The 25,452-nt window shown below is 53.9% G+C and carries 41 protein-coding genes; all 41 read left to right on the top strand.

All coding sequences use genetic code 11. The features are described 5' to 3' along the window. Positions 1 to 25 precede the first annotated feature (25 nt). Complete coding sequence (gene rpsL, locus NSND_RS07375) at positions 26 to 397, top strand: 30S ribosomal protein S12 (RefSeq protein WP_013247882.1); 372 nt, start codon at positions 26 to 28, stop codon at positions 395 to 397. 61 nt (positions 398 to 458) lie between these two features. Next, complete coding sequence (gene rpsG, locus NSND_RS07370) at positions 459 to 932, top strand: 30S ribosomal protein S7 (protein WP_013247883.1); 474 nt, start codon at positions 459 to 461, stop codon at positions 930 to 932. 113 nt (positions 933 to 1,045) lie between these two features. Further along, positions 1,046 to 3,127: an elongation factor G gene (fusA, locus tag NSND_RS07365; protein ID WP_080878370.1), complete on the top strand. Its 2,082-nt coding sequence runs from the start codon at positions 1,046 to 1,048 to the stop codon at positions 3,125 to 3,127. Positions 3,128 to 3,162: 35 nt separating this feature from the next. Continuing rightward, complete coding sequence (gene tuf, locus NSND_RS07360) at positions 3,163 to 4,368, top strand: elongation factor Tu (RefSeq protein WP_080878369.1); 1,206 nt, start codon at positions 3,163 to 3,165, stop codon at positions 4,366 to 4,368. A gap of 40 nt (positions 4,369 to 4,408) precedes the next feature. Continuing rightward, a complete protein-coding gene (rpsJ, locus tag NSND_RS07355) occupies positions 4,409 to 4,720 on the top strand; it encodes a 30S ribosomal protein S10 (protein ID WP_013247885.1) in 312 nt (103 codons plus the stop codon). Positions 4,721 to 4,762: 42 nt separating this feature from the next. Then, the gene (rplC, locus tag NSND_RS07350) at positions 4,763 to 5,383 is read left to right on the top strand and encodes a 50S ribosomal protein L3 (RefSeq protein WP_080878368.1); all 621 of its coding nucleotides are present in this window, start codon (positions 4,763 to 4,765) and stop codon (positions 5,381 to 5,383) included. A 3-nt stretch (positions 5,384 to 5,386) separates the two neighbouring features. Beyond that, the gene (gene rplD, locus NSND_RS07345; protein ID WP_080878367.1) at positions 5,387 to 6,010 is read left to right on the top strand and encodes a 50S ribosomal protein L4; all 624 of its coding nucleotides are present in this window, start codon (positions 5,387 to 5,389) and stop codon (positions 6,008 to 6,010) included. Then, entirely contained in the window at positions 6,007 to 6,300 is a 294-nt protein-coding gene (locus NSND_RS07340; RefSeq protein WP_080878366.1) for a 50S ribosomal protein L23, read from the top strand. The genes rplD and NSND_RS07340 overlap by 4 nt, the downstream gene beginning before the upstream one ends. Positions 6,301 to 6,333: 33 nt before the next feature. Further along, positions 6,334 to 7,161, top strand: coding sequence for a 50S ribosomal protein L2 (rplB, locus tag NSND_RS07335; protein ID WP_080878365.1), 828 nt, complete (start codon positions 6,334 to 6,336; stop codon positions 7,159 to 7,161). Positions 7,162 to 7,172: 11 nt separating this feature from the next. Continuing rightward, entirely contained in the window at positions 7,173 to 7,460 is a 288-nt protein-coding gene (gene rpsS, locus NSND_RS07330; protein WP_013247890.1) for a 30S ribosomal protein S19, read from the top strand. Positions 7,461 to 7,504: 44 nt separating this feature from the next. After that, on the top strand, positions 7,505 to 7,858 hold the full coding sequence (gene rplV / locus NSND_RS07325; protein ID WP_013247891.1) for a 50S ribosomal protein L22: 354 nt from the start codon (positions 7,505 to 7,507) through the stop codon (positions 7,856 to 7,858). Positions 7,859 to 7,890: 32 nt separating this feature from the next. Beyond that, positions 7,891 to 8,559 carry a 30S ribosomal protein S3 gene (rpsC, locus tag NSND_RS07320; protein ID WP_080878364.1) on the top strand — a complete coding sequence of 223 codons (669 nt, stop codon included), beginning with the start codon at positions 7,891 to 7,893 and terminating at the stop codon, positions 8,557 to 8,559. Positions 8,560 to 8,587: 28 nt separating this feature from the next. Continuing rightward, complete coding sequence (gene rplP / locus NSND_RS07315) at positions 8,588 to 9,004, top strand: 50S ribosomal protein L16 (protein ID WP_080878363.1); 417 nt, start codon at positions 8,588 to 8,590, stop codon at positions 9,002 to 9,004. Positions 9,005 to 9,032: 28 nt separating this feature from the next. Beyond that, entirely contained in the window at positions 9,033 to 9,254 is a 222-nt protein-coding gene (gene rpmC, locus NSND_RS07310; RefSeq protein ID WP_080878362.1) for a 50S ribosomal protein L29, read from the top strand. A gap of 14 nt (positions 9,255 to 9,268) precedes the next feature. Further along, positions 9,269 to 9,538, top strand: coding sequence for a 30S ribosomal protein S17 (gene rpsQ, locus NSND_RS07305; RefSeq protein WP_013247895.1), 270 nt, complete (start codon positions 9,269 to 9,271; stop codon positions 9,536 to 9,538). Positions 9,539 to 9,598: 60 nt separating this feature from the next. Further along, complete coding sequence (rplN, locus tag NSND_RS07300; protein ID WP_013247896.1) at positions 9,599 to 9,967, top strand: 50S ribosomal protein L14; 369 nt, start codon at positions 9,599 to 9,601, stop codon at positions 9,965 to 9,967. 26 nt (positions 9,968 to 9,993) lie between these two features. Further along, positions 9,994 to 10,320 (top strand): 50S ribosomal protein L24, encoded by a 327-nt coding sequence (gene rplX / locus NSND_RS07295; protein ID WP_080878361.1) that lies wholly within the window; start codon positions 9,994 to 9,996, stop codon positions 10,318 to 10,320. Positions 10,321 to 10,340: 20 nt separating this feature from the next. Continuing rightward, a complete protein-coding gene (gene rplE, locus NSND_RS07290) occupies positions 10,341 to 10,994 on the top strand; it encodes a 50S ribosomal protein L5 (protein ID WP_255373852.1) in 654 nt (217 codons plus the stop codon). Between the two features lie 57 nt (positions 10,995 to 11,051). Further along, positions 11,052 to 11,237 (top strand): type Z 30S ribosomal protein S14, encoded by a 186-nt coding sequence (locus tag NSND_RS07285; RefSeq protein ID WP_080878360.1) that lies wholly within the window; start codon positions 11,052 to 11,054, stop codon positions 11,235 to 11,237. A 45-nt stretch (positions 11,238 to 11,282) separates the two neighbouring features. Beyond that, entirely contained in the window at positions 11,283 to 11,678 is a 396-nt protein-coding gene (rpsH, locus tag NSND_RS07280; RefSeq protein WP_080878359.1) for a 30S ribosomal protein S8, read from the top strand. Between the two features lie 56 nt (positions 11,679 to 11,734). Further along, positions 11,735 to 12,271, top strand: a complete 537-nt coding sequence (gene rplF / locus NSND_RS07275) for a 50S ribosomal protein L6 (protein WP_080878358.1) — start codon at positions 11,735 to 11,737, stop codon at positions 12,269 to 12,271. Between the two features lie 9 nt (positions 12,272 to 12,280). Then, the gene (gene rplR, locus NSND_RS07270; RefSeq protein WP_080878357.1) at positions 12,281 to 12,646 is read left to right on the top strand and encodes a 50S ribosomal protein L18; all 366 of its coding nucleotides are present in this window, start codon (positions 12,281 to 12,283) and stop codon (positions 12,644 to 12,646) included. A gap of 74 nt (positions 12,647 to 12,720) precedes the next feature. Beyond that, a complete protein-coding gene (gene rpsE / locus NSND_RS07265) occupies positions 12,721 to 13,224 on the top strand; it encodes a 30S ribosomal protein S5 (RefSeq protein WP_013247903.1) in 504 nt (167 codons plus the stop codon). Then, positions 13,224 to 13,433: a 50S ribosomal protein L30 gene (gene rpmD, locus NSND_RS21900; RefSeq protein ID WP_080878356.1), complete on the top strand. Its 210-nt coding sequence runs from the start codon at positions 13,224 to 13,226 to the stop codon at positions 13,431 to 13,433. Before rpsE ends, rpmD begins: the two co-directional genes overlap by 1 nt. Next, on the top strand, positions 13,430 to 13,879 hold the full coding sequence (gene rplO / locus NSND_RS07255; RefSeq protein ID WP_013247905.1) for a 50S ribosomal protein L15: 450 nt from the start codon (positions 13,430 to 13,432) through the stop codon (positions 13,877 to 13,879). Before rpmD ends, rplO begins: the two co-directional genes overlap by 4 nt. After that, entirely contained in the window at positions 13,872 to 15,185 is a 1,314-nt protein-coding gene (gene secY / locus NSND_RS07250; RefSeq protein ID WP_143833455.1) for a preprotein translocase subunit SecY, read from the top strand. The genes rplO and secY overlap by 8 nt, the downstream gene beginning before the upstream one ends. 9 nt (positions 15,186 to 15,194) lie before the next feature. Beyond that, positions 15,195 to 15,851: an adenylate kinase gene (locus NSND_RS07245; protein ID WP_080878355.1), complete on the top strand. Its 657-nt coding sequence runs from the start codon at positions 15,195 to 15,197 to the stop codon at positions 15,849 to 15,851. Next, the gene (gene map, locus NSND_RS07240) at positions 15,848 to 16,603 is read left to right on the top strand and encodes a type I methionyl aminopeptidase (RefSeq protein ID WP_143833454.1); all 756 of its coding nucleotides are present in this window, start codon (positions 15,848 to 15,850) and stop codon (positions 16,601 to 16,603) included. Before NSND_RS07245 ends, map begins: the two co-directional genes overlap by 4 nt. Before the next feature lie 21 nt (positions 16,604 to 16,624). Beyond that, positions 16,625 to 16,843: a translation initiation factor IF-1 gene (infA, locus tag NSND_RS20910; RefSeq protein WP_013247909.1), complete on the top strand. Its 219-nt coding sequence runs from the start codon at positions 16,625 to 16,627 to the stop codon at positions 16,841 to 16,843. Between the two features lie 18 nt (positions 16,844 to 16,861). Then, on the top strand, positions 16,862 to 16,975 hold the full coding sequence (gene rpmJ / locus NSND_RS07235; RefSeq protein WP_080878354.1) for a 50S ribosomal protein L36: 114 nt from the start codon (positions 16,862 to 16,864) through the stop codon (positions 16,973 to 16,975). 133 nt (positions 16,976 to 17,108) lie between these two features. After that, positions 17,109 to 17,498 carry a 30S ribosomal protein S13 gene (gene rpsM / locus NSND_RS07230; RefSeq protein ID WP_080878353.1) on the top strand — a complete coding sequence of 130 codons (390 nt, stop codon included), beginning with the start codon at positions 17,109 to 17,111 and terminating at the stop codon, positions 17,496 to 17,498. A gap of 41 nt (positions 17,499 to 17,539) precedes the next feature. Further along, positions 17,540 to 17,923 (top strand): 30S ribosomal protein S11, encoded by a 384-nt coding sequence (gene rpsK, locus NSND_RS07225; RefSeq protein WP_013247912.1) that lies wholly within the window; start codon positions 17,540 to 17,542, stop codon positions 17,921 to 17,923. An 81-nt stretch (positions 17,924 to 18,004) separates the two neighbouring features. After that, a complete protein-coding gene (gene rpsD, locus NSND_RS07220; protein ID WP_080878352.1) occupies positions 18,005 to 18,631 on the top strand; it encodes a 30S ribosomal protein S4 in 627 nt (208 codons plus the stop codon). A gap of 83 nt (positions 18,632 to 18,714) precedes the next feature. After that, positions 18,715 to 19,716 carry a DNA-directed RNA polymerase subunit alpha gene (locus NSND_RS07215; protein ID WP_013247914.1) on the top strand — a complete coding sequence of 334 codons (1,002 nt, stop codon included), beginning with the start codon at positions 18,715 to 18,717 and terminating at the stop codon, positions 19,714 to 19,716. Between the two features lie 18 nt (positions 19,717 to 19,734). Next, the gene (gene rplQ, locus NSND_RS07210) at positions 19,735 to 20,181 is read left to right on the top strand and encodes a 50S ribosomal protein L17 (RefSeq protein WP_080878351.1); all 447 of its coding nucleotides are present in this window, start codon (positions 19,735 to 19,737) and stop codon (positions 20,179 to 20,181) included. Positions 20,182 to 20,369: 188 nt separating this feature from the next. Beyond that, positions 20,370 to 20,942 carry an LPS export ABC transporter periplasmic protein LptC gene (gene lptC, locus NSND_RS07205; protein ID WP_080878350.1) on the top strand — a complete coding sequence of 191 codons (573 nt, stop codon included), beginning with the start codon at positions 20,370 to 20,372 and terminating at the stop codon, positions 20,940 to 20,942. Further along, positions 20,923 to 21,516 (top strand): LptA/OstA family protein, encoded by a 594-nt coding sequence (locus NSND_RS07200; RefSeq protein WP_159450680.1) that lies wholly within the window; start codon positions 20,923 to 20,925, stop codon positions 21,514 to 21,516. The genes lptC and NSND_RS07200 overlap by 20 nt, the downstream gene beginning before the upstream one ends. 56 nt (positions 21,517 to 21,572) lie before the next feature. Then, a complete protein-coding gene (gene lptB, locus NSND_RS07195; RefSeq protein WP_080880830.1) occupies positions 21,573 to 22,298 on the top strand; it encodes an LPS export ABC transporter ATP-binding protein in 726 nt (241 codons plus the stop codon). A gap of 20 nt (positions 22,299 to 22,318) precedes the next feature. Beyond that, a complete protein-coding gene (gene rpoN / locus NSND_RS07190; RefSeq protein WP_080878348.1) occupies positions 22,319 to 23,836 on the top strand; it encodes an RNA polymerase factor sigma-54 in 1,518 nt (505 codons plus the stop codon). A 106-nt stretch (positions 23,837 to 23,942) separates the two neighbouring features. Further along, positions 23,943 to 24,494, top strand: a complete 552-nt coding sequence (gene hpf / locus NSND_RS07185) for a ribosome hibernation-promoting factor, HPF/YfiA family (protein ID WP_080878347.1) — start codon at positions 23,943 to 23,945, stop codon at positions 24,492 to 24,494. Continuing rightward, on the top strand, positions 24,481 to 25,347 hold the full coding sequence (rapZ, locus tag NSND_RS07180) for an RNase adapter RapZ (protein WP_080880829.1): 867 nt from the start codon (positions 24,481 to 24,483) through the stop codon (positions 25,345 to 25,347). The genes hpf and rapZ overlap by 14 nt, the downstream gene beginning before the upstream one ends. The last annotated feature ends 105 nt before the right edge of the window (positions 25,348 to 25,452 follow it).

Raw genomic sequence — 25,452 nt, 5'->3', positions numbered from 1 at the left:
TGTTTTTCAAGAAAGAGTATAGTGCATGCCAACGATTAATCAGCTGGTGCGAAAAGGTCGGACGCTCGTAAAGTCAAAGACGAAAAGTCCGGCGCTCAAGCGCTGCCCGCAAAAGCGCGGCGTCTGTCTCCGTGTCTATACTACCACTCCGAAGAAGCCTAACTCCGCGCTTCGGAAAGTGGCTCGCGTCCGTCTGACGAACGGGATGGAAGTTACGACTTATATTCCTGGTGTCGGACACAACCTCCAGGAGCACTCGATTGTGCTGGTTCGTGGTGGTCGCGTAAAGGACTTGCCAGGTGTGCGTTATCACATCGTTCGTGGCTCCTTGGATGCCGTCGGTGTTGCCGATCGGAAGCAGGCGCGTTCGAAGTATGGGGCGAAGCGGCCCAAGTAGTAATTGATTGTGTCATTGCGTGATTGCGCAGTGAAAACCGATTTTATTTAATAGGATAACGATGCCACGCGGACAATTTTTTGGTCATCGAGAGGCGCAGCCGGACTCTAAGTATCGCGATAAGCTTGTCGGGAAGTTTTTGAATGTCCTGATGGGCGGTGGAAAGAAGAGCACTGCTGAGCGGATCTGTTATGGGGCGTTTGATTTGATTCAGGAGAAAACCAATGGTGGTGATCCGATGAAGATTTTCAAGTCTGCCATTGATAACGTGAAGCCGGTAGTTGAGGTGAAGTCGCGTCGGGTTGGTGGTGCTTCTTATCAGGTTCCTGTTGAGATACGCCCGTCTCGTCGTGTTTCGCTGGCTCTGCGATGGATTACCGAATACTCCCGTTCGCGTGGCGGGAAAAGTATGCAGGATCGGCTTGCCGCTGAATTGTTGGATGCCTCCAATAATACCGGTGCGTCAGTGAAGAAGCGCGAGGATGTTCATCGGATGGCCGAAGCCAATAAGGCTTTTGCTCATTATCGTTGGTAGTGTTGTGTCGTGCTGCTGATGAGCCGGGCTGCAATGTGGCCGGATAAGATTCGGCATTGCGGTGGAAGGTTTGCGGCTCGGAAGGCAGCACGTTCGTTTTTTCTGGGGGAGTTGTGGCTAGGCAGACACCGTTAGAGCGAACAAGAAATATCGGCATCATGGCGCACATTGATGCCGGCAAGACTACGACTACAGAGCGAATTCTCTACTATACGGGAATGACGCATAAGATGGGCGAGGTTCATGAGGGCGCCGCCACCATGGATTGGATGGAGCAGGAGCGTGAGCGTGGTATTACGATCACGGCTGCTGCTACGACGTGTTTCTGGCGTGAACACCGTATCAATATTATCGATACGCCTGGTCACGTAGACTTTACGATCGAGGTCGAGCGGTCCCTGCGTGTACTGGATGGTGCGGTCGCCGCTTTTGACTCCGTTCAGGGTGTCGAGCCTCAGTCTGAAACCGTCTGGCGTCAAGCTGATAAGTACGAAGTCCCGCGTATCGCTTTCATGAATAAGATGGATCGAATTGGCGCGGACTTTTATGCCAGTGTTCAGTCGATTATCGATCGGCTGGGTGCCAATCCCGTGCCCATTCAGATTCCGATTGGGCGGGAAGCTGAGTTTCGCGGGTCTGTCGATCTCATTTCGATGAAGGGCTATTTTTACGACGACGAGACGCTGGGCGCCAAGTATAAGATCGGTGAGATTCCTGCTGATATGGTCGATCAGGCCAATGAGTATCGTCAGAAGATGCTCGATGCAGTGGCTGAGTTCGACGATCAAGTGATGGAGAAGTATATCAACGGTCAGCCCTTGAGCGAGGAGGAGGTGCGGCGGGTCGTTCGCGCCGGGACTATCGCCATGAAGGTGGTGCCTGTCTTGTGCGGATCCGCATTTAAGAATAAGGGCGTTCAGCAACTTCTGGATGGCGTCGTTGATTTCCTTCCCTCTCCGGTGGATATTCCTCCTGTGATTGGCGTCGATCCCAATACTTCGAAGGAAGTCGAAAGGCGTCCCTCTGATTCCGAGCCGTTTTCGGCTTTGGCCTTCAAGATCATGACGGATCCGTTCGCTGGTCAGCTCACATTTTTCCGTGTCTACTCGGGCACGTTGAAGACCGGTACGCCGGTCCTGAATGTGACCAAAGGAACAAAGGATCGTGTTGGTCGTCTGTTGAAGATGCACGCCAACAAGCGTGAAGAGATCGATATCGTCTACGCCGGTGATATTGCCGCTGCGGTTGGTCTTAAGAATGCTACTACCGGTGATACGCTGGCCGATGAGAAGCAGCCTGTGCTGCTCGAAATTATGAAGTTCCCTGAGCCGGTTATTGCTATGGCGATTGAGCCAAAAACCAAGCCGGACCAGGAAAAGATGGGGTTCGCCTTGCAGAAGTTGGCGCAGGAAGATCCTTCGTTCCGGGTGCGGACCGATGAGGAGACTGCCCAGACGATTATCGCCGGTATGGGTGAGTTGCATCTCGAGATCATTGTTGATCGGCTGATGCGTGAATTTAAGGTTGAGGCCAATGTCGGCAAGCCTGAAGTCGCGTTTCGGGAAACCATCCGTCGAAAGGCTGAGGCGGAGTCAAAGTACATCAAGCAGACTGGTGGTCGTGGCCAGTACGGTCACGTGGTTATGACCGTAGAGCCTTCGGAGTCCGGTAAGGGGCTGGAGTTTATTAATAAGACTGTTGGTGGGTCCATTCCGAAGGAATATATTCCCGCCATTGAAAAAGGTGTCAAGGAGCGCATGGAGACCGGCGTCGTGGCTGGGTTCCCGTTGCGCGATGTCAAGGTCACCGTCATTGATGGCTCCTATCACGATGTCGACTCGAATGAAATGGCGTTTAAGATCGCCGCCTCGATGGGATTTGCTGACGCCTGCAAAAAGGCTGATCCAGTCTTGCTTGAGCCGATCATGAAAGTTGAGGTGCTCGTGCCTCAAGATTTCATGGGTGATGTCATTGGTAACTTGAACGGTCGCAGAGGGAAGGTTCAGGGCATGAAAGTGCGCGCCGGTGCTCAGGCTATCGAGGCAACCGTGCCGCTCATGGAAATGTTCGGCTATGCGACCGATTTGCGTTCCAGAACGCAGGGGCGCGCAACATACAGCATGGAATTCGACCGCTACGACCAGGTGCCGCGTCAAATTGCGGAAGCAATTACCGCAAAGCATCGGGGTGAGTAAAGTGTTTCGTTTTGTGAATTAGGGGAGGATAGGGGATGGCGAAGGCGAAGTTTGAGCGACGAAAGCCCCACGTGAACATCGGGACGATCGGGCACGTGGACCATGGCAAGACGACGCTGACGAGTGCGCTGACCAAGATCTGCGCGGATCGCGGGATGGCGAAATTCATCAGCTATGACGAAGTGGCGAAGGCGAGCGAGAGTCAGGGGCGTCGGGATGCCAGCAAGATCATGACGATCGCGATCAGCCACGTCGAGTACGAGACGGACAACCGGCACTATGCGCACGTTGACTGCCCGGGCCACGCGGATTATGTGAAGAACATGATCACCGGCGCCGCGCAGATGGACGGGGCGATCCTGGTGGTGAGTGCCGCCGACGGTCCCATGCCGCAGACGCGGGAGCACATTTTGTTGGCGCGCCAAGTCGGCGTCCCCTACATCGTGGTGTTTCTGAACAAGGCGGACAAGGTCGACGACAAGGAATTGTTGGAATTGGTCGAGCTCGAAGTGCGGGAGCTGCTGACGAAGTACGACTTCCCGGGCGATAAGATTCCGATCGTGCAGGGGTCGGCGCTGAAGGCGGTCGAGGGGGATCAGGGGCCGTTGGGCGTGCCGTCCATTCTGAAGTTGCTCGAAGCCGTCGATACCTACATTCCGACGCCGACCCGGGCCATTGATAAGCCGTTCCTGATGCCGATCGAGGACGTGTTTACGATCAGTGGGCGCGGCACGGTGGTGACGGGCCGGTGCGAGAAGGGGATCGTGAAGGTCGGCGACGAAATCGAAATCGTCGGCTTGCGGCCCACGCAGACGACCATCGTGACGGGCGTGGAAATGTTCCGCAAGGTGCTCGATGAGGGGCAAGCGGGCGATAACATCGGCGTCTTGTTGCGCGGCACGAAGAAAGAGGATGTGGAGCGGGGCATGGTGTTGGCCAAGCCGAAGAGCATCACGCCGCACACGAAATTCAAGGCCGAGATCTATGTGTTGACCAAGGAAGAGGGCGGACGTCATACGCCGTTCTTCAACGGCTACCGGCCGCAGTTCTACTTCCGGACGACCGACGTGACGGGGATCGTGACGTTAACGCCGGGCGTGGAGATGGTGATGCCGGGAGACAATGTGACGGTCACGGGCGAGTTGATCAGCCCGATCGCCATGGATCAGGGATTGCGGTTTGCGGTTCGAGAGGGCGGCAAGACCGTCGGCTCGGGCGTCGTCACGGAAATTTTAGCATAGTGTTGTCCCGGTCCATTGGCCGGCATGTGAGGAGTTGAGCGTGAAAGTCGATCAAAGAATTCGAATCAGGTTGCGCGGTTTTGATTATCGCGTGCTTGATCAATCGGTAGTCGAGATCGTTGAGACTGTGAGGCGTAGTGGTGCTCGGGTAGTCGGGCCCATTCCCTTGCCGACTCGAATTGAAAAGTTTACAGTGCAGCGCTCGACTCACGTTGATAAGAAGTCTCGTGAGCAATTTGAGATCCGCACTCACAAGCGGCTGTTAGATATTATGGAGCCGACGCCGGAAACGATGGACTCGCTCATGAAGTTGAATTTGGCGGCCGGTGTTGACGTGGAGATTAAGCTCTGACGATTGGGTTCAGCCAATCTCATTTGAGCTGACAGGAAGACGATGACAAACGGATTATTGGGAAAAAAGTTGGGGATGACCCAAGTTTATGACGAGAGTGTGTTGGCTCCGGTCACGGTGATCGAGGCAGGCCCTTGCCGCGTCGTTTCAGTTAAGACGAAAGAGCGTGACGGCTACGAGGCTGTGCAGCTGTCTTTCGGCGAAGTCAAGGAGCAGAGGTTGTCGCAGGGCGAGCTCGGTCATCTGAAAAAGCATCAAGCTCCTCCGAGTCGTTGGTTGCGCGAGTTTCCGAAAGTCGGGGATGCGACTGTCGGCCAGACGATTAAGGTCGATATGTTTAAAAAAGGTGATTGGGTTGATGTGGTCGGTGTCTCTAAAGGTAAGGGATTCCAGGGGGTGGTTCGGCGCCACAACTATGCGGGTGGCCCTGAAACGCACGGTTCTATGTTCCACCGCGCGCCAGGATCCATCGGCGCCAGTTCGTATCCGTCCCGTGTTTGGAAAAATAAGGCCCTGCCTGGGCATATGGGGGATGAGCGCGTCACGGTTCAGCGACTAAAGGTGGTCGACGCCCGTCCAGATGAAAACCTGTTGTTCGTCCGCGGAGCAGTCCCTGGTGGTGTGAATGGATTGCTTATTGTGCGGAAATCGAAAAAGAGTTGAGCCATGCCGATCGTTGATGTTGTTGACTCGAAGAAGAAAAAAGTCGGTACAGTTGACTTGCCAAGCGAAGTATTCGGCTGCAAGCCGCATGTCCCGTTGGTGCATGAAGCCGTTGTGATGCAGCGTGCTTGTGATCGTCAGGGAACCGCTTCAACTTTGCGCAGGGGCGAGGTGAGTGGTTCTGGTAAGAAGCCGTGGAAGCAAAAGCATACCGGACGGGCTCGTGCTGGGTCTTTGCGCTCCCCTGTCTGGAGGCATGGAGGGACCGTTTTCGGTCCGAAGCCGAGAAGCTACGCGTTTGGCATGCCAAGAAAGAAATACCGTGCAGCGCTGCAGAGCGCCTTGTCGGCAAAAGTGCTGGAAGGGAATGTTCTTGTAGTGTCTGATTTAGCCATCAATCAAGCCAAGACGAAGTTGCTCGCCAACGCGCTGTCGCAACTCGGCATTTCAGGCACGGCATTGCTTGTTGTTGGTGACGCCAATTCGCATCTCGTCCAGGCAGGAAAGAACCTTTCGAATGTCACGGTCTTAAGGCCTGAAGAGCTGAATGTGTACGACGTCCTCCGATGCCACTCCCTGGTCATACCGCAAAGTGAAGTAAATCGGGTTAAGGAGGTGTGGTCATGAAGGGCGACCTCCATCAAGTATTAATACAGCCGTTGTTGACTGAAAAGATTACGGCCTTGCGTGAGCAAGGTAATACGGTTGGGTTTCTGGTGCATCCTGATGCGAATAAGATTCAGATCAGGCAGGCCGTTGAATCGCTTTTAAAGGTCAAGGTCTCCCGCGTGAACGTGGTCAATATTCGCGGCAAGGTGAAGCGACTCGGTCGATTTGTTGGAAAGCGCTCTGATTGGAAGAAAGCATTTGTCACGTTGAAAGAAGGCGAGAAGCTGGAGCTATTCGAAAGCGTTTAGCCGGTGGGCCTCTCGATAGAGTGAGAATCAGCTATGGCATTAAAAGTTTATAAACCGACGACACCTGGTCGGCGTGGCATGACCGCTATCCAGGGAGAGAAGCTGACTAAGAAGAAGCCTGAGAAGTCATTGACCGGCTTCCATCTCCGGACGGGCGGGCGTAACAATGACGGACGCCAAACCATTCGATTTCGTGGGGGTGGGCATAAGCGACTTTATCGTCAGATCGATTTTCGTCGGGATAAGGCAGGTATTCCAGCTAAGGTCGCGTCTATTGAATACGATCCCAATCGATCATCAAGAATTGCCTTGCTGCACTATGCGGATGGTGAGAAGCGTTACATTCTTGCTCCCGTAGGATTGTCCGTCAATGATGAGGTGCAGTCCGGTGTCGGCGCCGAGGTTCGGCCGGGGAATGCGTTGCCGCTCGTGAATATTCCCCTTGGTACTACGATTCACAACATTGAACTGAAGCCTGGCAAGGGTGGTCAGTTGATCCGCAGCGCCGGGGGATCTGCTCAAGTTATGGGGCGTGATGGGGCCTACGTTCAGATTCGTCTGAAGTCCGGCGAGATGCGCAAGGTCCTGTCGACTTGCATGGCTACGGTTGGTCAGGTCGGTAACGTTGATCATGAAAACGTTGTTGTCGGTAAGGCTGGTCGTGCACGGTGGAAGGGTAAGCGTCCCCACGTTCGAGGTGTGGTTATGAACCCTGTCGACCACCCGCATGGTGGTGGAGAAGGAAAGTCAGGGCAGGGCAATCCTCACCCTGTGTCTCCCTGGGGTACGCCAGCTAAGGGCTATAAGACCCGCAAGAACAAGGCGACCGATAAGTTCATCATCTCGCGTAGGAAGAAGTAGGAGAGCCGAGAATGCCTCGTTCAATTACCAAGGGTCCATTCGTTGACGATCATCTGATGAAAAAAGTTGAGCAGATGAATCAGACGAAGGATCGGAAGCTGATTAAAACCTGGTCGCGTCGTTCTACGGTTGTGCCGGATATGATTGGGCACACGTTTGCCGTGCACAATGGGAAGAAGTTTATTCCCGTCTTCGTCACAGAAAACATGGTTGGCCATAAGCTCGGTGAATTTGCTCCTACCCGGTTTTTTAAAGGGCATGGGCAGGCAAAGACCGAAAAAGCAGTGGCTCTTAAGTAATCGCTGGTTTGCTGAAGGATCGGAAGGTTTGGGTGGGGTCAGCTATGGCAGAAGCAAAAGCAATATTACGTTTTGTGAGAGTGACGCCTAGGAAGGCGCGCATTGTCATCGACATGATTCGCGGGCAGCAGGTCCCGATGGCGTTGGCTATGCTCCGGCACACTCCGAAGCATGCCGCACGTGTCATTGAGAAGCTCCTTCGTTCCGCCGTCGCCAATGCGGAGCAGAAGGAATTGGGGGATAGTGACGAAATGTGGGTGTCTCAAGCCGTGGTGAACTGCGGCCCAATTTATAAGCGTTTTCGTGCGCGATCGATGGGCCGGGCCAATTCAATTCAGAAGCGCACCAGCCATATCACAATTGCGGTTGCTGCTCCTGGCGCCGCGGTGAATAGCTAGAGCTTTTACACTTAGACTGAGGGTTATTCTTCATGGGTCAGAAGACACATCCAATTGGGTATCGCATCGGGTATAACTACACGTGGAGCTCCCGCTGGTACGCGGATAAGGACTATGCCAGGCTTTTGCATCAAGACATTAAGATCCGAAAGATGGTGAAAGCCAAGTTGTACCATGCTGGAGTCGCCAAAGTGGAAATTGAGCGCTCAGGCGACCAGACGAGGGTGATCATCCATACGGCTCGTCCAGGCATTATCATTGGGCGCAAAGGCGCCGAGGTTGACAAGCTCAAGGCCGCTCTGGAGAGGGAATACTCTGGTCAGGCGTACATCACGGTCAAAGAAATTAAGAAGCCTGAATTGGATGCGCAATTGGTTAGCGAGAATGTGGCGACCCAATTGGAGAAGCGCGTTGCATTTCGTCGCGCGATGAAGCGCAGTGTGCAGTCTGCTCTTCGTCTGGGGGCCCAAGGAATCAAGATCATGGTAGCGGGACGTTTGGGCGGTGCAGAAATCGCTCGAACCGAGTGGTATCGAGAAGGGCGTGTACCCCTTCATACCTTGCGTGCCGAGGTGGACTATGGTTTCGCCGAGGCGCATACCACGATGGGGCAGATTGGTGTGAAGACCTGGATCTACAAGGGTGAACTGTTGCCTGCCCTTCAACTGAAACCAGACTCGGCGCTAGGCCGGCTTGGCTGAGAAGCCTCGATAAGGAAAAGGTGGGTTTGTGTTAGCGCCAAAGAAAGTTAAGTTCAGAAAAATGCAAAAGGGACGGATGCGGGGGAAGGCCTACCGCGGAGGAGCTATCACGCTTGGTGAGTTTGGCTTGAAGGCATTGGAGCCCGGTTGGGTCACTAGCCGCCAAATTGAGGCAGCGCGTATTGCTATCACTCGTTTCGTCAAGCGTGGTGGTCAGGTGTGGACAAGGATTTTCCCTGATAAACCAATTACCAAGAAGCCAGCAGAGACTCGCATGGGTAAAGGTAAGGGGAACCCTGAGTATTGGGTGGCCGTAGTCAAGCCAGGTCGGATCATGTATGAAATGGGTGGCGTGGCTCCCGATGTCGCTAAGCAGGCACTGAAGTTGGCTGCTTACAAGCTTCCTATCGCAACCAAATTCGTTGTCCGCGGTGAGTTTCAGTAACCTGTAGCGCGTGTTGAGTGGTGATGTGATGGATGTGAAAGATCTGAGCGGTCTCTCAATTGATGAGTTGGCCGAAAAAGAAAAGCAGTTGCGTCATGAACTGTTTAATTTCCGATTCCAGCTTGGGATCGGGCGGTTGGAGAACCCGATGCAAGTGCGGAGTACGAAGCGAGATATTGCTCGGCTCAAAACGGTCAGGCGCCAACTGGAATTGCTGCAGACACAAGCCGACCAACCGGTTGGTAAGTAGGAGAGAAGGGTCGTATGAAGGAAGGCCAACAACATCGACGTGAATGGTATGGCAACGTCGTCAGCAACAAGATGAATAAGACGGTGGTCGTTGCCGTGGAGCGCTCGGTAATTCATCCCATCTACAAGAAGGTTCTTCGCCGGGTGACAAAGCTTAAGGCGCACGATGAAGGTAACGTGTGCAAAGTAGGGGATCGGGTACAGCTCAGTGAGACACGTCCCATCAGCAAAGATAAGCATTGGCGTGTGGTACGCGTCATGGTCAAGGGGCAACCTGAAAAGTAACTACGGAACACACTTGAACCGCTGAGGTGATTTGATCCTTGGCAGTGAGTAGGGCAGGGCATGATTCAGAATTACACATACATGGATGTGGCCGATAATTCAGGCGCGAAGCAAGTCATGTGTTTTCATGTGCTTGGTGGGACCAGGCGTCGGTACGGATCGTTAGGCGACATTGTTGTCGTGGCCGTCAAGGAAGCGATTCCTCAGGCCGGTGTGAAGAAGGGTGATGTGAGTCGCGCAGTCATCGTCCGTACTACGAAGGAAGTGCGCCGTGACGACGGGTCTTACATCAAGTTTGACCGCAATGCCTGTGTGTTGATCAACGCGCAAGGGGAGCCTGTTGGTACCCGTATTTTCGGCCCAGTCGCTCGTGAGCTTCGCTGGAAGAAGTTTATGAAAATTATCTCGCTTGCGCCGGAAGTCTTGTAGTTGAAGGAAGAAAGGTTCTGGTAGGGATGGCACGAATCAAAACGAAAATTCGCAAGGGCGACACCGTCGTGGTGGTGACCGGGCGTGAGCGTGGCAAGTCAGGCAAGGTCTTGTCTGTGGACACTATAAACGGCAAGGTCTTGGTTGAAAAATTGAACATGATCAAGCGTCACACCAAGCCGAATCAAAAACTTCGTCAAGGTGGGATTCTTGAGCGCGAGGCCCCGCTTGCCATTTCCAATGTGATGTTTTTGTGTCCAGTTGCGAAGAAGCCAACTCGGTTGGGGGTCAAGCGCCAGGAAGATGGTCGGCGGGCCCGGCTGAGTAAGAAATCAAAAGAAATCGTCGAATAGTCGGAACAGGAAAGACGTTCATGGCAAAAGTAGAGAAGGGTAAAAGCGGCAAAGGAGCTACTCCAAAGTCGCCAGCAAAGAAGGAAGCGGCCGTTCCTGAGATCTCTCAGGACTCCGGCAATGAGCATCAGTTCGCGCCGCGACTCAGGGAGACTTATCGGGAACAGGTGGTTCCGGCTCTCATGAAAGAGTTCAGCTACGGAAATTTGATGCAGGTTCCAAGGCTTGAAAGAATTGTCTTGAACGTGGGTATGGGTGAGGCGATTCAGAACGTCAAGTTACTTGAGAGTGCGTCGAATGAGCTCGGGATCATCACCGGTCAAAAGCCTGTCACTACAAGAGCGAAAAAGGCGATCGCCGGTTTTAAGTTGAGGCAAGGCATGCCCATCGGTGCGAAGGTTACGCTCAGAAGCCGACGCATGTGGGAGTTCCTCGACCGTTTAATTTCTCTCGCGCTCCCACGAATCCGTGACTTTCGTGGCATATCCCCCAAGGCATTTGATGGCCGTGGCAACTATACGCTCGGCTTAAAAGAGCAATTGATTTTCCCAGAGATTGAGTACGATAGTGTCGCCTCCATCCACGGTATGGATATCACCATTGTCACTACCGCGAGAACGAATGACGAGGGCAAGGCGTTGCTCAAGCACTTGGGAATGCCGTTTCGGGCCTAGTGCACATTTAGTTCGGTAGGTGTGGCGTTGTAGGCAAGTACGAGTAAGGGGGATTCAGTGTCTAGATTAGCGCTCAAGAATAAGGCCGCCGCAAAGTCAAAGTTCGCCTGTCGTGACTATCACCGATGCGGGCTCTGTGGTCGCGTCCGTGGATTTTTGCGACGTTTTCGGATGTGCCGTATTTGTTTTCGATTTCTGAGCCTCAAGGGTGAAATTCCCGGAGTGCGAAAGTCAAGCTGGTAGTCGGCCTGCTGGAAGCTTGCCGCTGCAAGCGTAGAAGAGGAATGCATGATTACTGATCCAATTGCTGATCTGTTAGTGAGATTAGGGAACGCTGCTCGTCGGCGTCAAGATGTGGTGAAGGTCCCAGTTTCCAAGGTAAAGCGGCAGATTCTGAACATCCTTGGCAAGGAGGGATTCATTCTTGGTTACGGCGAATTTCAAGAAGATGGTCATCCCTACTTCTCCGTCCAGCTTCGCTATGTTGAGGAGGCGCGACCGATGATCACGGGTATGCGTCGAATCAGCAAGCCTGGGCGTCGGGTGTATGTCGGTCGGGATGACGTGCCTAAGGTAAGGAATGGGATTGGTGTGGCGGTCATCTCTACCTCGAAAGGTCTTATGACCGACAGTGATTCCAGGCGGTCCGGATTAGGTGGTGAAGTTCTTTGTTCCGTCTGGTAAAAGTGTCGGCTGAGGCGCGGTAATAACTGGGGTCGCTGTAACGTAACGGGGTTCGTATGTCGCGGATAGGGCGGAAACCAATTTCAGTTCCAGCTGGTGTGGACATTAAGGTTGCCGGTCGTGTTGTTTCAGTCAAGGGCCCGATTGGGAAACTTGATTGGAAGCTGACCGATGGATTGAGCGTTGCTGTAAATGACGGGCAGCTAGTTGTCAACCGTTCTGGTGATGCGCGCCAGATACGCGCAATGCACGGGTTGGTTCGTGCGGAGCTCAGTAATATCATCCAGGGCGTCACGAAGGGTTATGAGAAAGCGCTTGAGATTACTGGCGTCGGTTACAAGGCACAGCTTCAGGGACGCGAGATGAGTTTCAATGTCGGGTACATTAATCCCGTGACGTATACTGTTCCCGCGGGCATTGATGTCAAGGTGGACAAGCAAACTCTCATCTCCATTAAGGGCGTTGATAAGCGGCTAGTCGGTCAGGTCGCAGCGAACATTCGCTCGATTAAGCCACCTGATGTGTATAAGCAAAAAGGAATTCGATACGCCGGGGAAGTCTTGAGGAAGAAGGCGGGCAAGACCGGCAAGTAGAGGCATCTGATGAATACCCAAGAAAAAAACAGAAAATTAGCGCGCCGTAAACAACGTGTTCGGAAGTCAGTCATCGGAACGAGTGAGCGGCCACGCTTAAATGTGTTTCGCAGTCGTGCTCACATTTACGCCCAAATTATCGATGACCTTCGCGGGCATACGGTTGCGGCAGCTTCCACGTTGGACGAGTCGTTGCGGAAATCCGTGAAGTCAACCGGAAGTATTGAGGGTGCGAAGGCGGTTGGAAAGCTTATCGCCGAGCGTGCTAAGGCTGCCAAGGTCTCAATGGTGGTCTTTGATCGCGGAGGGCGGCAGTATCATGGTCGAGTGAAGGCCTTGGCTGATGCGTCGCGCGAAGGCGGCCTACAGTTTTAGGCAAGGAATCGTGCAGATTAACCATCTTCTGCTCGTGACGAGCCAAATGAGACGACTTAAAGGAGAATGACGTTGTGCGAGTCAATCCCGAAGAATTGAGCCTCAAGGACAAGGTGGTATTTATCAACCGCGTTGCCAAAGTAGTCAAGGGCGGAAAGCGTTTTAACTTCTGTGCTTTGGTTGTGGTAGGAGATGGGCAGGGGTACGTTGGTGTAGGGAAGGGCAAAGCGGCAGAGGTCCCCGTCGCAATTTCAAAGGCTGTTGAGCAAGCGAAAAAGCATCTGGTGCGAGTTCCAATCAAGGGTGGTACTATCCCGCACGAAGTACACGGACTCTTTGGTGCTGAGCATGTGCTGCTTAAGCCTGCTGCGGATGGAACCGGAATCATCGCCGGAGGTGCTGTGCGGGCTGTGGTCGAACTCGCAGGAGCGCATAACATCATTGCTAAAACATTGGGTCGCGGCAATCCATTCAATGCCGTCAGAGCTACTCTTCACGGGCTTCAGCAGTTGTGTGATCCTCAAGAAATGATGAGGCTACGCCGCAGTGCTGGAAGCGAAGCGCAGGTACATGTCTAATGGCTACTGAAAAGAAATCAACAATTGCTCAGGCGAGCCTTCGTATCACCCTGAAGCGGAGCCCTATCGGGACACCGCATAAGCATCGATTGGTGCTGAGGGGATTGGGGCTTCGGAAACTCAATGCCACTGTGTTGCGTCCTGCCAGCGATCAGGTTAAGGGCATGATTGCAAAGGTAGGCTATTTACTGGAAGTGAGTCCCCAATGAAGCTGCATGATCTTGCTCCTTCCCGAGGAGCGAAACACAAGCGGAAGCGAATCGGGCGCGGTCCAGGGTCCGGTCATGGAAAGACCGCGACTAAGGGTCACAAGGGTCTTAAGGCTCGCTCAGGCGGGGGGAAGCGCCCTGGGTTTGAGGGTGGCCAAATGCCCTTGATTCGTCGGGTCCCGAAGTATGGCTTCACGAATCAATTTCGAACTGAGTATACGATCATTAATTTGAAAAGTCTGGCTGATCTGGAGACGACAGAAGCCATTACGCCCCAACTCTTGATGAATGAAGGCCTTGTGCGACGAAAGGGAGAGCTGATTAAGATCCTTGCCCAGGGAGAGCTCACGAAGCCTCTAGTGGTTCAGGCTCATAAGTTCAGCAAGTCAGCAGAGGCAAAGATTCAGGCAGCCGGGGGGAGGGCCGAGGTCATTCCCTGTGTTTGAGCGTCTGCTGACTAGTTTTCAAAACATCTTCAAGATCCCTGAGCTCCGTACCCGCGTGTTGTTTACGCTGGGGATGCTTATCGTCTATCGTGTCGGCGCTCACATTCCCACGCCTGGTATCAATGGAGAGGCTCTTTCTGAGTTCCTGCAGAAGCAAGGTGGTGCGCTTCTAGGCTTCCTGGATATTTTTTCCGGTGGCTCCCTCTCACGACTGACAATCTTTGCGCTGGGGATCATGCCCTACATCAGCGCATCGATTATTCTTCAGCTGTTGACGGTGGTCATTCCTCACCTCTCAAAATTAGCGAAAGAGGGCGAACGAGGCCGGAAGAAAATTATTCAATACACACGATTCGGTACGATCGTCATCGCTTTGATTCAGGGATTCGGCATTGCCGTCGGCCTTGAGCAAATGAACCAAGGAGCGTTCGTGCTCAGCCCAGGCTGGGGTTTCCGATTCATGACCGTTATTACGCTCTGCGCCGGAACCGGCTTTCTGATGTGGCTGGGCGAGCAAATTACAGAGCGTGGTATCGGGAACGGTATTTCGCTCATTATTTTTGCAGGAATTGTGGCCAGGCTCCCTGCCGCCGTTGCTCAAACGTTCGATCTGTATAAGGTCGGCCAACTGAGTTTTCCGCTCTTGGTCGTATTGACGCTCATCATGTTTGGGGTGGTAGCTGCCATCGTCTTTTTGGAGAGCGGGCGAAGAAAAGTGCCGGTTCAATATGCAAAAAGAGTTATTGGTCGACGGGTTTACGGTGGGCAAAGTACACATATTCCCCTCAAGATCAACACGGCAGGAGTCATTCCTCCCATTTTCGCTTCGTCGATTATTGCCTTTCCCGCCACCATTGCCGGGTTTTTTGAAACGCCGTGGATTAAGGCTATTGGCTCACAGTTAGCCCCAGGATCGCTGCTGTATACCTTGATGTATGTCGGCCTGATCGTCTTCTTCTGCTTCTTTTATACTGCGGTGGTGATGAACCCCGTTGATATGGCAGATAATTTGAAAAAATACGGTGGGTTCGTTCCTGGAATCAGGCCGGGGCAACGTACCTCCGACTATATTTATTCGGTATTGACGAAAATTACTTTTGCCGGCGCGATTTATCTCGCCATCGTCTGCGTGATTCCGGAGTTTCTTATCTACAAACTGAATATGCCTTTCTATTTCGGGGGTACCTCTCTACTGATCGTGATCGGGGTCGGGCTTGATACGGCTCAGCAAATCGAGTCGCATCTACTGAATCGCAATTACGATGGATTTCTTCAGAAGGGTAAACTTCGGGGCCGGACGACGTAAGGAAATTCAATGCGTCTCGTGTTTCTCGGTGCACCAGGGGTGGGAAAAGGAACTCAGGCTGATCGGGTGACCGCTCAGTTTGGTTGGCCCAAGATTTCTACCGGAGACCTCTTGAGAGAGGCCGTGAGGAACCAGACCGCTTTAGGGATCGAGGCGAAAAAGAGTATGGATGCCGGGAAACTTGTTCCTGACAATGTCGTTATCGGTATGGTTCGTGCCAAAGTGGCTGAACCGATTTGTCAGAATGGTTTCATCTTAGATGGATTCCCACGGACTGTTCCCCAGGCCGAAGAGTTGAGTGGAATTCTGGCCGAGCGAGGTGTAAGCCTTGATCGCGTCGTTAATTTCCGGGTCTCTCGTGAAGATGTGATTAGACGCCTGAGTGGTCGCCGAAGTTGTCCAAAGTGCCAGAGCGTGTTTCATATAAATTTCGCCGCGCCGAAAATTGAGGGTCAATGTGACCGCTGTGGCGCTTCGCTGGTTCAACGAAGCGATGACAAGCCGGAGACCATTGAAGCCCGTTTGAAAGTTTATGATGAGCAGACTGCGCCGTTAATTGCCTACTATGAAAAGAAGAAAGTCCTGAGTGACCTTGATGGGTCTGGCGATATGACTCACGTTTACGATAGGTTATCGAGGGTGCTCGCTGGGCTTGGCGCTAAATGATCGTGTTCAAGACGCCGGACGAAGTCTCGTTAATGGCGCAGGCTTCTCATGTGGTGGCAGAAGTGTTGGAGTTGTTAAAGGAGAAGGTGGCACCGGGCATTACAACTGATGATTTGGATCGTATGGCTGAAGAGGCGATTCGAGTTCGTGGTGCCATTCCCGCCTTCAAAGGATATCGGAACTACCCCAAGACGTTGTGTGCATCGGTCAACGAGCAGGTTGTTCACGGAATTCCATCCAAGCGTCGCCTCAAGGAAGGTGATATTATCGGCCTTGATTTGGGAGCGATCGTTTCAGGCTTCTATGGTGACTCCGCTGTGACGGTGCCGGTTGGTGTGGCAAGCAGCGAGGCTCTACGGCTGATTCAGGTGACCGAAGAGTCGATGTACCGTGGCATCGCGAAAGCCGTGGTCGGTAATCGGCTTTCTGATGTGTCACACGCGGTGCAAACTCATGTTGAGGAGGCTGGCTTTACCGTGGTGACTGAATTCGTCGGTCATGGTATAGGACGGCAGCTCCATGAAGAACCTCAGGTTCCAAATTATGGACGGCCAGGGCAGGGGCCGCGTCTTCAAGTTGGGATGGTGTTGGCGATTGAACCCATGGTGAATATGGGCAGCAGTGCGATTCGTATTTTGGAAGATCGATGGACGGCTGTGACTCATGACGGGCGTTGGTCCGCTCATTTCGAGCACACGATCGCCATTCAGCCGAATGGCCCGGCCAGAATTCTGTCACAGTTATCACATTAAGACTGGGAGGCGTACCGATACGTGCCAAAAGAAGATGTCATAGAAGTGACCGGCACGGTGGCTGAAACACTCCCGAATGCGATGTTTCGCGTAGAACTGGAACATGGGCACAGAATTTTAGCGCACATCTCTGGAAAAATGCGGATGCACTTCATCCGTATTCTTCCTGGCGATAAGGTGACTGTGCAATTGTCGCCCTATGATCTAACCAGGGGCCGGATTACCTATCGCTTCAAGTAGTGGAGAAATGGAATTGCTATGAAGGTCAAGTCGTCAGTCAAGCCGATTTGTGCGAAATGTAAAGTGGTCCGCCGGCGTGGTGTCGTTCGGGTGTTATGCGCTAATCCGCGTCACAAGCAGCGACAGGGTTGACCGGAATGTGGGTTGCCTTGGCAGGGGTATGTCGAGCCTGCAAGAGGCTGGTCATGGCGACATCGGAACGGTGTTGCGAAGGTCCTTCAAGCCAGCTCACGGTGCAATCAAGGGAAGGAATTAGGGGGTAATTATGGCGCGTATTGCAGGCGTGGATTTGCCAAAAGACAAACGGATCGATATCGGTCTGACCTATGTGTACGGGATTGGCCGTGTTGCCGCTCAGGCGATTTTGAAAAAGGCCGGAGTCGACGGATCCATTCGCGTGAAGGATGTCAGTGAAGACAAAATCGTCAAAATTCGAGAAGTCATCGAACGTGACTATCGCGTGGAAGGCGATTTGCGTAAAGAAGTGTCGATGAACATCAAGCGACTGGTGGATACCGGAACATTTCGTGGGCTCCGGCATCGCAAGGGGTTGCCTGTTCGTGGACAGCGGACCAAGACCAATGCGCGTACCCGCAAGGGGCGCCGCTCCGGTGTAGGAAGCAAACCGCAGAAGCCCGCTGGTTCAAGAGCATAAGAGATTAGACCGAGCAGGCGCCATGCGCTGAGGGAGATTCTATGAGTGTGAAGAAGGGCAAGAAGAAAGAACGGAAGATTGTTCAGAGCGGAGTCGCTCACGTTCAAGCGTCGTTCAATAACACGATTGTGACTATTACGGATATGAGCGGGAACACCGTGGTGTGGGCCAGCTCAGGGAATCAAGGGTTTAAAGGCTCCCGTAAAAGCACGCCGTTTGCGGCGCAGCGAGCGGGAGAGGCGGCGGCGAGAAAGGCCATGGAGAACGGCATGCGGCAGGTTGATGTGTATGTCAACGGGCCGGGGGCGGGCCGCGAGTCCGCCATTCGTTCATTGCAAAGCGCCGGGTTGCGCATCAATCTGATTCGCGACGTGACGCCAATCCCCCACAACGGATGCCGGCCTCCGAAGCGCCGACGTGTCTAGTTGTGGTCCCGACGTCATCAGAACAAGGTAATCGCTGACTTAGTCGTACTTGAGTCGTTGAGGTAGAGGAGGGGTAGTAGCGTGGCAAAATATAGTGGACCTGTCTGCCGCTTGTGTCGGAGAGAGGGCGAGAAGCTCTTTTTAAAAGGGTCTCGTTGCATGACCGAGAAGTGCGCGATTGAGCGCCGGAGCTATCCCCCTGGGCAGCATGGTCAGGCTCGTCAGCGGACGTCGGATTATAGTCTGCAGTTGCGTGAAAAGCAGAAGCTCAAGAGGATTTACGGACTTCAAGAGTGCCAATTCCGTGGCATTTTTGAGCGGGCGGAACGGCAAGCCGGCGTCACTGGCGATACATTGCTGCGCCTCCTGGAATGCCGCTTGGATAACGTGGTGTATCGGCTCGGCTTTGGAGCCTCTCGGAAAGAGGCTCGGCAGTTGGTCAATCATGGTCACTTGATGATCAACGGTCGAAAAGTGAAGGCGCCCGGTGCCCTTGTCAAAGCGGGGGATTCCGTGGAAGTCCGGCAGAAGAGCCGTGAACTCCTCCCCATTCAAGGAGCACTGGCGGCCGTGGATGGCCGGGGTATTCCGGAGTGGCTTGAATTGGACCGTGCAGCCTGCAAGGGCACCATTCGTTCGTTGCCGACCAAGGAGCACATCGTGCTCCCGGTCAACGAACAGATGGTCGTGGAATTGTACTCGCGCTAAGAATACGTGGCTGGATGGCGGCTTGCTCATCCAGTCATGGCTGAACGATAGATGGGCACACACGAGTTAATGAAGGGGGAGTCATGATTAAAGCGATGAAAGACTTTCAGATCCCCATGCGGGTGGAAGTCGACAAGGACACTCTTTCCCCGACATTCGGCAGATTTACGACCGAGGCATTTGAGCGAGGATTTGGCACCACGGTGGGGAACTCCCTGCGTCGTGTGTTGCTGTCTTCTTTGACGGGGGCTGCGGTAACCACCGTCAAGATCGAAGGAGTGTTGCACGAATTCTCCACGATTCCTGGCGTGACAGAAGATGTCACATCCATTATTTTGAATGTGAAAAGCCTGCGGTTGGCGTTGCAGGGCGACAAGCCAAAGACCATCCGGCTCAAGAAAAAAGGGCCTGGGGAAGCGAAGGGCTCTGATATTACGCACGATGGGGATGTCACGATTCTCACTCCTGATCTGCATATTGCGACTCTGGATAAAGATGCCTCGCTAGATTTGGAAATGACGATCAAGCATGGCCGTGGATTTGTGCCGGCTGAACGAAATAAAGAAGAAGGATTGCCCATCGGGGTGATCGCCGTGGACTCGATTTTCTCCCCGATCAAGCGGGTGAATTTCCATGTCGAGAACGCGCGTGTGGGTCGTATGACCGACTATGACAAGCTGACGCTTGAAATTTGGACGGACGGCACGATTTCTCCGCGTGACGCGTTGTCCAACGCGGCAGGCATCCTCCGCGAACATTTGGATATCTTCATTAATCCTGAAGAGCGCTCTGATGCGAAACCGGCTGCGGGCAGTGAAGATTTGTCGGATGAAGTGAATAAGAATCTTTATCGCAGCGTGAATGAGTTGGAATTGTCCGTTCGGGCAGCCAATTGCCTGAAGAATGCCAATATCAAGACGATTGCCGACTTGGTGCAAAAAACAGAAGCAGAAATGTTGAAGACCAAGAATTTCGGAAAAAAATCCCTCAACGAAATCAAGGAAATCCTGACCGAAATGGGACTGAGCCTTGGAATGAAAGTCGACGCCTTGCCGTCAGGCGACGCGGGCGTACGTTCAGAGTAAGAAAGGAACAGGACTACCGTGCGCCACAAAAAGAAGGGTCGACAGCTCGGACGTCAAACTAAACACCGATGGGCTCTGTTCCGGAGTCTGGTGACTTCGTTACTCGAACATGAGCGAATCGAAACGACGGAAGCCAAGGCCAAGGAAGTTCGTGGCTTTACCGATCGCATGATTACTCTTGGGAAAGAGGGGGGGCTTCCTGCCCGTCGCCGTGCTCTGAGCTTCTTGCGAAGCAAGGCGGTGGTGGCGAAGCTGTTCAGCGATGTTGCATCGCGCTTTCGTGAGCGCCCCGGAGGCTACACGCGTATCATCCGTACCCGTCGGCGGATCGGTGATGCCGCGGAGATGGTGGCCATTGAATTGGTGACCAGGCCGGAGAAGCCGAAGGCCGTGCCATCGACGGACGTCGCGGTCGCTGAGAAGAAAGATACGACAGAAAAGACTTCAGCCCAAGCAGAAAGCTAAACATCGAGAGCCACGACGACCTCAGGGGCGTCGTGGCCTTGTTCTCTCCCTACCTCACTCTGCATCGTTATCTCCGATCATTTTCTCAGGCCATGCGCCGGCTGTAGGTTTACTTGGCCAGGGTGGAATGCTACTATCATGCCACCGACTGTGACCTGGGAAGCTCTTTAAATTAGGGGCTTTTTGCCATGTGGGAACGTTGGATTCGACGAGGCCTTCTAGCTCTGAGTGTGGTGCTTGCTGCCTTCCTTGGGTATTTGCTCGTCACACGCTCCAATCCTGGATCTTCGTCGCGTTCGGTCGTGCCGGTTGACACCGAATCGGCCGACGCCAGAATTCAAGACTTTACCTTCACCCAGACAAAAGGCGATCTTGTTCAGTGGAAAGTTCAAGCTGAACAGGCGCGTCTGTTTGAAAAGGAGAGCCGGGCAATACTGAATAATGTCCAAATTACCATGTACGGGGCTCAGGGAAAGGAACTGACCTTGTCCGGGGATGAGGGCACGCTTGATACACAGACCAAGAACTTTCAACTTTCCAACAGGACCACGCCGATTGTGGTTGAAACTCAAAGTGGCTATACCATTCAGACAAATCATCTTGTGTGGACTGATGCGCGGCATGAAATTCAAACTCCAGACCATGTCACGATTAACGGACATGGGTTGCAAGTCACCGGCAGGGGATTGCTGGGAAAAATGGACACAGAAGAGTTTCAGGTGTTGGACGACGTGCGCGTCGATGTGGTGCCTGCTTCTTAGCGGCGTTGCGCTGCAGACCCTTCCCTGGGCGCATGGGGCAGAGCCAAGCGTTGCGAAAGAGTCGACTTCCCATCCTGCACCGACGACGATTACGTCTCGCACCATGACGGTCAGTAATCAGGCAAATACCGCGATTTTTGACGGGGCGGTTGTCTTGACTCGTGGCCTGCTGGTGGTGCATTCGGATCATATGGTGGTCTCGTTTCATCCCAACCGCAATGGGGCCGACAGCAAGAATGCTAACGGTACAACCAAGCCGAAGAACAATTCGAGTGCGAACAAGCCGGAACCACAAGGGCAGGATGCGGCACCCGCGGTCTCGGAGCGCAGTATTCGGATGGTCGAAGCGACGGGCCGAGTGAGAATTGAGAAAGAAGATGGGCGCGCGACCTGCCAGAAGGCCGTGTACTACGAAGATGAAAAGAAAATCATTCTGACAGGTGATCCGGTGGCTTGGCAGAAGGGGACGCGCGTATCCGGCAAGCGGATCATTATGTTCCTGGACGAGGATCGCAGTGTGGTGGAGGGGGACTCTCAGGTGGTCATCGAGGGCGAAAGCGGTGGCAAGCGGTGATCCCGATGTCTTCCGACGCCCAGACATCGGTCGCCCAGGGTGCGACATCAACGGGCATGCCGGATCGCCTGGCTGCCAACGGCCTGGTGAAGAGTTTTCGCGGACGAAAAGTGGTCAAGGGTGTGTCGCTCGATGTGCAGGCCGGCGAAGTCGTCGGTCTTCTCGGGCCCAATGGAGCAGGAAAAACGACCATTTTCGACATGATGGTGGGACTGTGTCAGCCGGATGAAGGCACGATTGCCTTAAGCGGCCAAGAAATAACCGATTTGCCCATGTATAAACGGGCCCGGAGGGGCATCGGGTATTTGCCGCAGGAGTCGTCGGTGTTTCGCCGGCTGTCAGTGGAACACAATATCCTTGCGATTCTGGAGATGCTGGGCTATTCGAGAAGTGAGCGCATGGAGCGGGTCGAGACATTGCTCAAGGAACTGGATCTGGTGCATATTCGCAAAAGTAAGGCCTATGCCTTGTCGGGTGGAGAACGTCGACGTCTGGAGATCACGCGAGCATTAGCGACCAGCCCCTCATTCATGCTGCTGGATGAGCCTTTTGCCGGTATCGATCCCATTGCGGTGGCCGATATCCAGCAAATCATTATCCGGTTGAAGCAACGGAATATCGGCGTGTTGATTACGGACCACAATGTCCGGGAGACGTTGTCGATTACCGATCGAGCCTACATCATCAATGAAGGCACGATCCTGGAAGCGGGCCCGCCCGGGGTAATCGAGAAAAGTGAAATGGCCAGGGCCGTGTATTTGGGCGAAGGATTCCGCCTGTAGCGGCAGGGAGTGAGTGTGCGATGAAGCTGCGACTGGATCTCAGGCTCAGTCAAAAACTGATTATGACGCCGCAATTGCAGCAGGCGATCAAATTGCTGCAACTGTCTCGTTTGGAGCTTCAGCAAAGTCTGCAGCAGCACCTCATGGAAAATCCGTTGTTGGATGAATTGGCGACGGAGACGGAAGAAAGTGAGGAGACGGCGACGGCGGAGCGAGAACAGCCCGATACGTCGACCACCGTATCCAGTGAAGTGCGAGGAGAGGGCGACGATAAGCCTGCCGAAAGCGGGGAAAACGCCGAGGAATTTTCGGCCTCCAGCTGGGAAGATTACTTCGATACGGATATGCGTCGCGGTGAAACCGAGTACAGCTCTTCTTCGAAGGAAGAGTTCCCCTCCTATGAACAAACCGTGGCGAAGTCGACATCGTTGGAAGATCACCTTGTCTGGCAGTTGTCGTTATCGGGCCTTTCGGATCGAGAAAAAGCGATCGGACGCCTGATCATCGGAAATCTGGACGACGACGGGTATCTCCGGATCAGCTTGGATGAGCTGGTCGCCGGCACGAGCTATTCGGTGGCGGACGCTGAGTCGGTGTTGAAAGATGTTCAGGGATTCGATCCAAATGGTGTGGCGGCACGGGACTTATCCGAATGTCTGTTGCTTCAACTGAAGTTTTTGGGCCGGAGCCAGATTGGCTCCTTAGGGTCGCGCCCGGGAGTGCTGAAGGGGACGGTGTTGGAATCCATCGTGCTCCACCATCTGAAGGATCTGGAGAAGAAACAGTACAACCGCATCGCGAAGGCGCTGAATATTTCGATGGACGACGTTTTTGAAGCGACCCGGATTATCGAAGGGTTGGAACCGAAGCCTGGACGCCCCTTCTCCAATACGCAGAATTACGCCATCGTCCCGGATGTCTTTGTCGTCAAGAACGAAGGGGTGTGGGAAGTATTACTCAATGACGACGGCCTGCCGCGCATGCGGATCAGTCCGTACTACAAGCAGTTGATGTCGTCAGGGCAATCGGGGTCGGCGGAGACCAAGGCCTATCTGGACGACAAGTTGCGGGCGGCGCAGTGGGTGATTCGGAGCATCGAACAGCGCAACAAGACCATTGTGAAGGTCGTGTCGAGTATCGTGAAGTTTCAAGAAGGCTTTTTCGAGCGCGGGATCCAGCATTTGAAACCGTTGGTTCTCAAGCAAGTTGCCGAGGATATCGGGATGCACGAATCGACGATCAGCCGGGTGACGGCCAATAAATATATGTATTGTCCGCAGGGGATGTTGGAGTTGAAATTTTTCTTTAACGCCGGGCTTCAGCGCGCGGATCAGCCGACGGACATGCTGTCGTCCCTCACGGTACGCGAAATGATCCGGCAAATGGTTGCGGCGGAAGACGCGCGTAAGCCTCTCAAAGATGAGGAGATCGCCGCGCGGCTGCGGACGCAGCAAGTGCTGATCGCCCGTCGTACCGTTGCGAAGTATCGTGCGGAGGACAACATTCCCTCCGCCACCCAACGCAGGAAGTTTTTCTAAGCTGGTCGGGTCTGGCACCAGGGAGGAAGTTCCCCTGGGGGTACAACAATCGTCGCAACGGGCATGAACGTACGGTGGTGCGGGCAGCCTGAGAAACGAGGATGGAATGCGATTGATGATCACGGGTCGGCATGTGGCAGTCACTCCTGCTCTACGGGAGTATATCGAAACACGCATGGAACGGTTAGACCGCTACGGACTGAAGCTCGGGACCTTGCAGATTCTGCTCAGCGTGGAAAAGTTTCATCATGTGGCCGAAGTGGTGGGTGTCGTGCAGAGCCGGCGTTTGCAAGCGAAGACGTCGACCGAGGAAATGTATGCCTCGATCGATGAAGTCGTCGATAAACTCGGCGCCCAGTTGCGGAAATTGAAAGAGCGCAAGGTCAACCACAAATTCGGCGATCAACCACGTGTGCGGGCAGTCGCACGGAAGGCTCCACGGGCTGCGCGCAATGAGGTCGAAGTGGTTCGACCGACGCTCGAAGTGTTGACGGTGGAAGAGGCCGTTGAGGCGCTCAATTCTGCGAAGCTCGCGGTACTGGTCTTTGTGAATGCGCTGTCCGGCACGGTTCAGGTTCTCCAGCGCTTGCCGAATGGACGAGTGTCTCTGATCGATCCCACGAGCGACCGTGCTCGCACTGCTCATGGCCGCGCTTAATCTCGTCGTGATCAGCGGCCTTTCCGGATCTGGAAAGAGCCATGCCTTGAAAGCCTTCGAAGACGCGGGGTATTTCTGCGTCGACAATCTTCCGCCGGCCCTTCTTCCCACCTTTGTCGAGTTATGCCATCAGCAGGGCGGGGAGATTAAGAATGTCGCCCTGGGCATCGATATTCGCGAGCGAGTCTTTTTCGGGGATTTGGCGAAGGTCCTGGGCGAGCTAAAAGCGCAGGGACATGCGCTGCAACTCGTGTTTCTGGAAGCCCGAGAGGAAGTGCTGGTTCGCCGGTTTTCCGAGAGTCGCCGTCCGCATCCCTTGTTGCCGCACATGCCAGTCGTGGAAGGCGTGCGGTTCGAGCGTGAGCGCCTCAGCGAATTGCGGAAGCATGCCGACCGGGTTATCGACACCTCCAACATTACGGTGCATGAATTGCGCGAGTTGCTGATCCGGCAGTTCCGCCAGGAAACGGCCGCTCGCCGCATGACCATCTCACTGGTCACATTCGGGTACAAGTTCGGCGTGCCCTATGACATCGACCTGCTCTTCGACGTGCGTTTCATTCGCAATCCGTTCTTCGTGCCTGAGCTCAAAGCATTGACCGGGGAGGATGCTCGCGTACAGCAGTATGTATTGGGAGATCCCGCGGCCGGTCAATTTCTCGAACATCTGCAAGGCTTGTTCGGCTTTCTGATCCCGCTCTATGAGCGGGATCAGCGCAGCTACCTCAGCATCGGCATCGGTTGTACCGGAGGGCGTCATCGGTCTGTGACCATGGCGGTGCACCTCCGGGAACAATTTGCCGCCCTCGGTTATGATGTGTCCGTTACCCACCGCGACATGCAAAAACCCTAGTTCCTGAGCGCTGTTTCGCCGTTTCTTCCCGAGAAGCCCCTGGAGAGCCCACTTTCTTGACAGGTGGACTATATCAACTATACTTAATTCCGTGGGCTCGAAACA

The sequence above is a fragment of the Nitrospira sp. ND1 genome (assembly GCF_900170025.1).
Classification (GTDB): domain Bacteria; phylum Nitrospirota; class Nitrospiria; order Nitrospirales; family Nitrospiraceae; genus Nitrospira_A.
This window is presented reverse-complemented; position numbering and strand designations above follow the sequence as displayed.

What these genes read in the sequence shown, in the direction of transcription:
- rpsL (WP_013247882.1), top strand. Translation starts at nt 26, where the DNA reads ATGCCAACGATTAATCAGCTGGTGCGAAAAGGTCGGACGCTCGTAAAG.
- rpsG (WP_013247883.1), top strand. Translation starts at nt 459, where the DNA reads ATGCCACGCGGACAATTTTTTGGTCATCGAGAGGCGCAGCCGGACTCT.
- tuf (WP_080878369.1), top strand. Translation starts at nt 3,163, where the DNA reads ATGGCGAAGGCGAAGTTTGAGCGACGAAAGCCCCACGTGAACATCGGG.
- rplC (WP_080878368.1), top strand. Translation starts at nt 4,763, where the DNA reads ATGACAAACGGATTATTGGGAAAAAAGTTGGGGATGACCCAAGTTTAT.
- rplD (WP_080878367.1), top strand. Translation starts at nt 5,387, where the DNA reads ATGCCGATCGTTGATGTTGTTGACTCGAAGAAGAAAAAAGTCGGTACA.
- NSND_RS07340 (WP_080878366.1), top strand. Translation starts at nt 6,007, where the DNA reads ATGAAGGGCGACCTCCATCAAGTATTAATACAGCCGTTGTTGACTGAA.
- rplB (WP_080878365.1), top strand. Translation starts at nt 6,334, where the DNA reads ATGGCATTAAAAGTTTATAAACCGACGACACCTGGTCGGCGTGGCATG.
- rpsS (WP_013247890.1), top strand. Translation starts at nt 7,173, where the DNA reads ATGCCTCGTTCAATTACCAAGGGTCCATTCGTTGACGATCATCTGATG.
- rplV (WP_013247891.1), top strand. Translation starts at nt 7,505, where the DNA reads ATGGCAGAAGCAAAAGCAATATTACGTTTTGTGAGAGTGACGCCTAGG.
- rpsC (WP_080878364.1), top strand. Translation starts at nt 7,891, where the DNA reads ATGGGTCAGAAGACACATCCAATTGGGTATCGCATCGGGTATAACTAC.
- rpmC (WP_080878362.1), top strand. Translation starts at nt 9,033, where the DNA reads ATGGATGTGAAAGATCTGAGCGGTCTCTCAATTGATGAGTTGGCCGAA.
- rpsQ (WP_013247895.1), top strand. Translation starts at nt 9,269, where the DNA reads ATGAAGGAAGGCCAACAACATCGACGTGAATGGTATGGCAACGTCGTC.
- rplN (WP_013247896.1), top strand. Translation starts at nt 9,599, where the DNA reads ATGATTCAGAATTACACATACATGGATGTGGCCGATAATTCAGGCGCG.
- rplX (WP_080878361.1), top strand. Translation starts at nt 9,994, where the DNA reads ATGGCACGAATCAAAACGAAAATTCGCAAGGGCGACACCGTCGTGGTG.
- rplE (WP_255373852.1), top strand. Translation starts at nt 10,341, where the DNA reads ATGGCAAAAGTAGAGAAGGGTAAAAGCGGCAAAGGAGCTACTCCAAAG.
- rpsH (WP_080878359.1), top strand. Translation starts at nt 11,283, where the DNA reads ATGATTACTGATCCAATTGCTGATCTGTTAGTGAGATTAGGGAACGCT.
- rplF (WP_080878358.1), top strand. Translation starts at nt 11,735, where the DNA reads ATGTCGCGGATAGGGCGGAAACCAATTTCAGTTCCAGCTGGTGTGGAC.
- rplR (WP_080878357.1), top strand. Translation starts at nt 12,281, where the DNA reads ATGAATACCCAAGAAAAAAACAGAAAATTAGCGCGCCGTAAACAACGT.
- rpmD (WP_080878356.1), top strand. Translation starts at nt 13,224, where the DNA reads ATGGCTACTGAAAAGAAATCAACAATTGCTCAGGCGAGCCTTCGTATC.
- rplO (WP_013247905.1), top strand. Translation starts at nt 13,430, where the DNA reads ATGAAGCTGCATGATCTTGCTCCTTCCCGAGGAGCGAAACACAAGCGG.
- NSND_RS07245 (WP_080878355.1), top strand. Translation starts at nt 15,195, where the DNA reads ATGCGTCTCGTGTTTCTCGGTGCACCAGGGGTGGGAAAAGGAACTCAG.
- map (WP_143833454.1), top strand. Translation starts at nt 15,848, where the DNA reads ATGATCGTGTTCAAGACGCCGGACGAAGTCTCGTTAATGGCGCAGGCT.
- rpmJ (WP_080878354.1), top strand. Translation starts at nt 16,862, where the DNA reads ATGAAGGTCAAGTCGTCAGTCAAGCCGATTTGTGCGAAATGTAAAGTG.
- rpsM (WP_080878353.1), top strand. Translation starts at nt 17,109, where the DNA reads ATGGCGCGTATTGCAGGCGTGGATTTGCCAAAAGACAAACGGATCGAT.
- rpsK (WP_013247912.1), top strand. Translation starts at nt 17,540, where the DNA reads ATGAGTGTGAAGAAGGGCAAGAAGAAAGAACGGAAGATTGTTCAGAGC.
- NSND_RS07215 (WP_013247914.1), top strand. Translation starts at nt 18,715, where the DNA reads ATGATTAAAGCGATGAAAGACTTTCAGATCCCCATGCGGGTGGAAGTC.
- lptC (WP_080878350.1), top strand. Translation starts at nt 20,370, where the DNA reads ATGTGGGAACGTTGGATTCGACGAGGCCTTCTAGCTCTGAGTGTGGTG.
- NSND_RS07200 (WP_159450680.1), top strand. Translation starts at nt 20,923, where the DNA reads ATGTGGTGCCTGCTTCTTAGCGGCGTTGCGCTGCAGACCCTTCCCTGG.
- lptB (WP_080880830.1), top strand. Translation starts at nt 21,573, where the DNA reads ATGCCGGATCGCCTGGCTGCCAACGGCCTGGTGAAGAGTTTTCGCGGA.
- rpoN (WP_080878348.1), top strand. Translation starts at nt 22,319, where the DNA reads ATGAAGCTGCGACTGGATCTCAGGCTCAGTCAAAAACTGATTATGACG.
- hpf (WP_080878347.1), top strand. Translation starts at nt 23,943, where the DNA reads ATGCGATTGATGATCACGGGTCGGCATGTGGCAGTCACTCCTGCTCTA.
- rapZ (WP_080880829.1), top strand. Translation starts at nt 24,481, where the DNA reads ATGGCCGCGCTTAATCTCGTCGTGATCAGCGGCCTTTCCGGATCTGGA.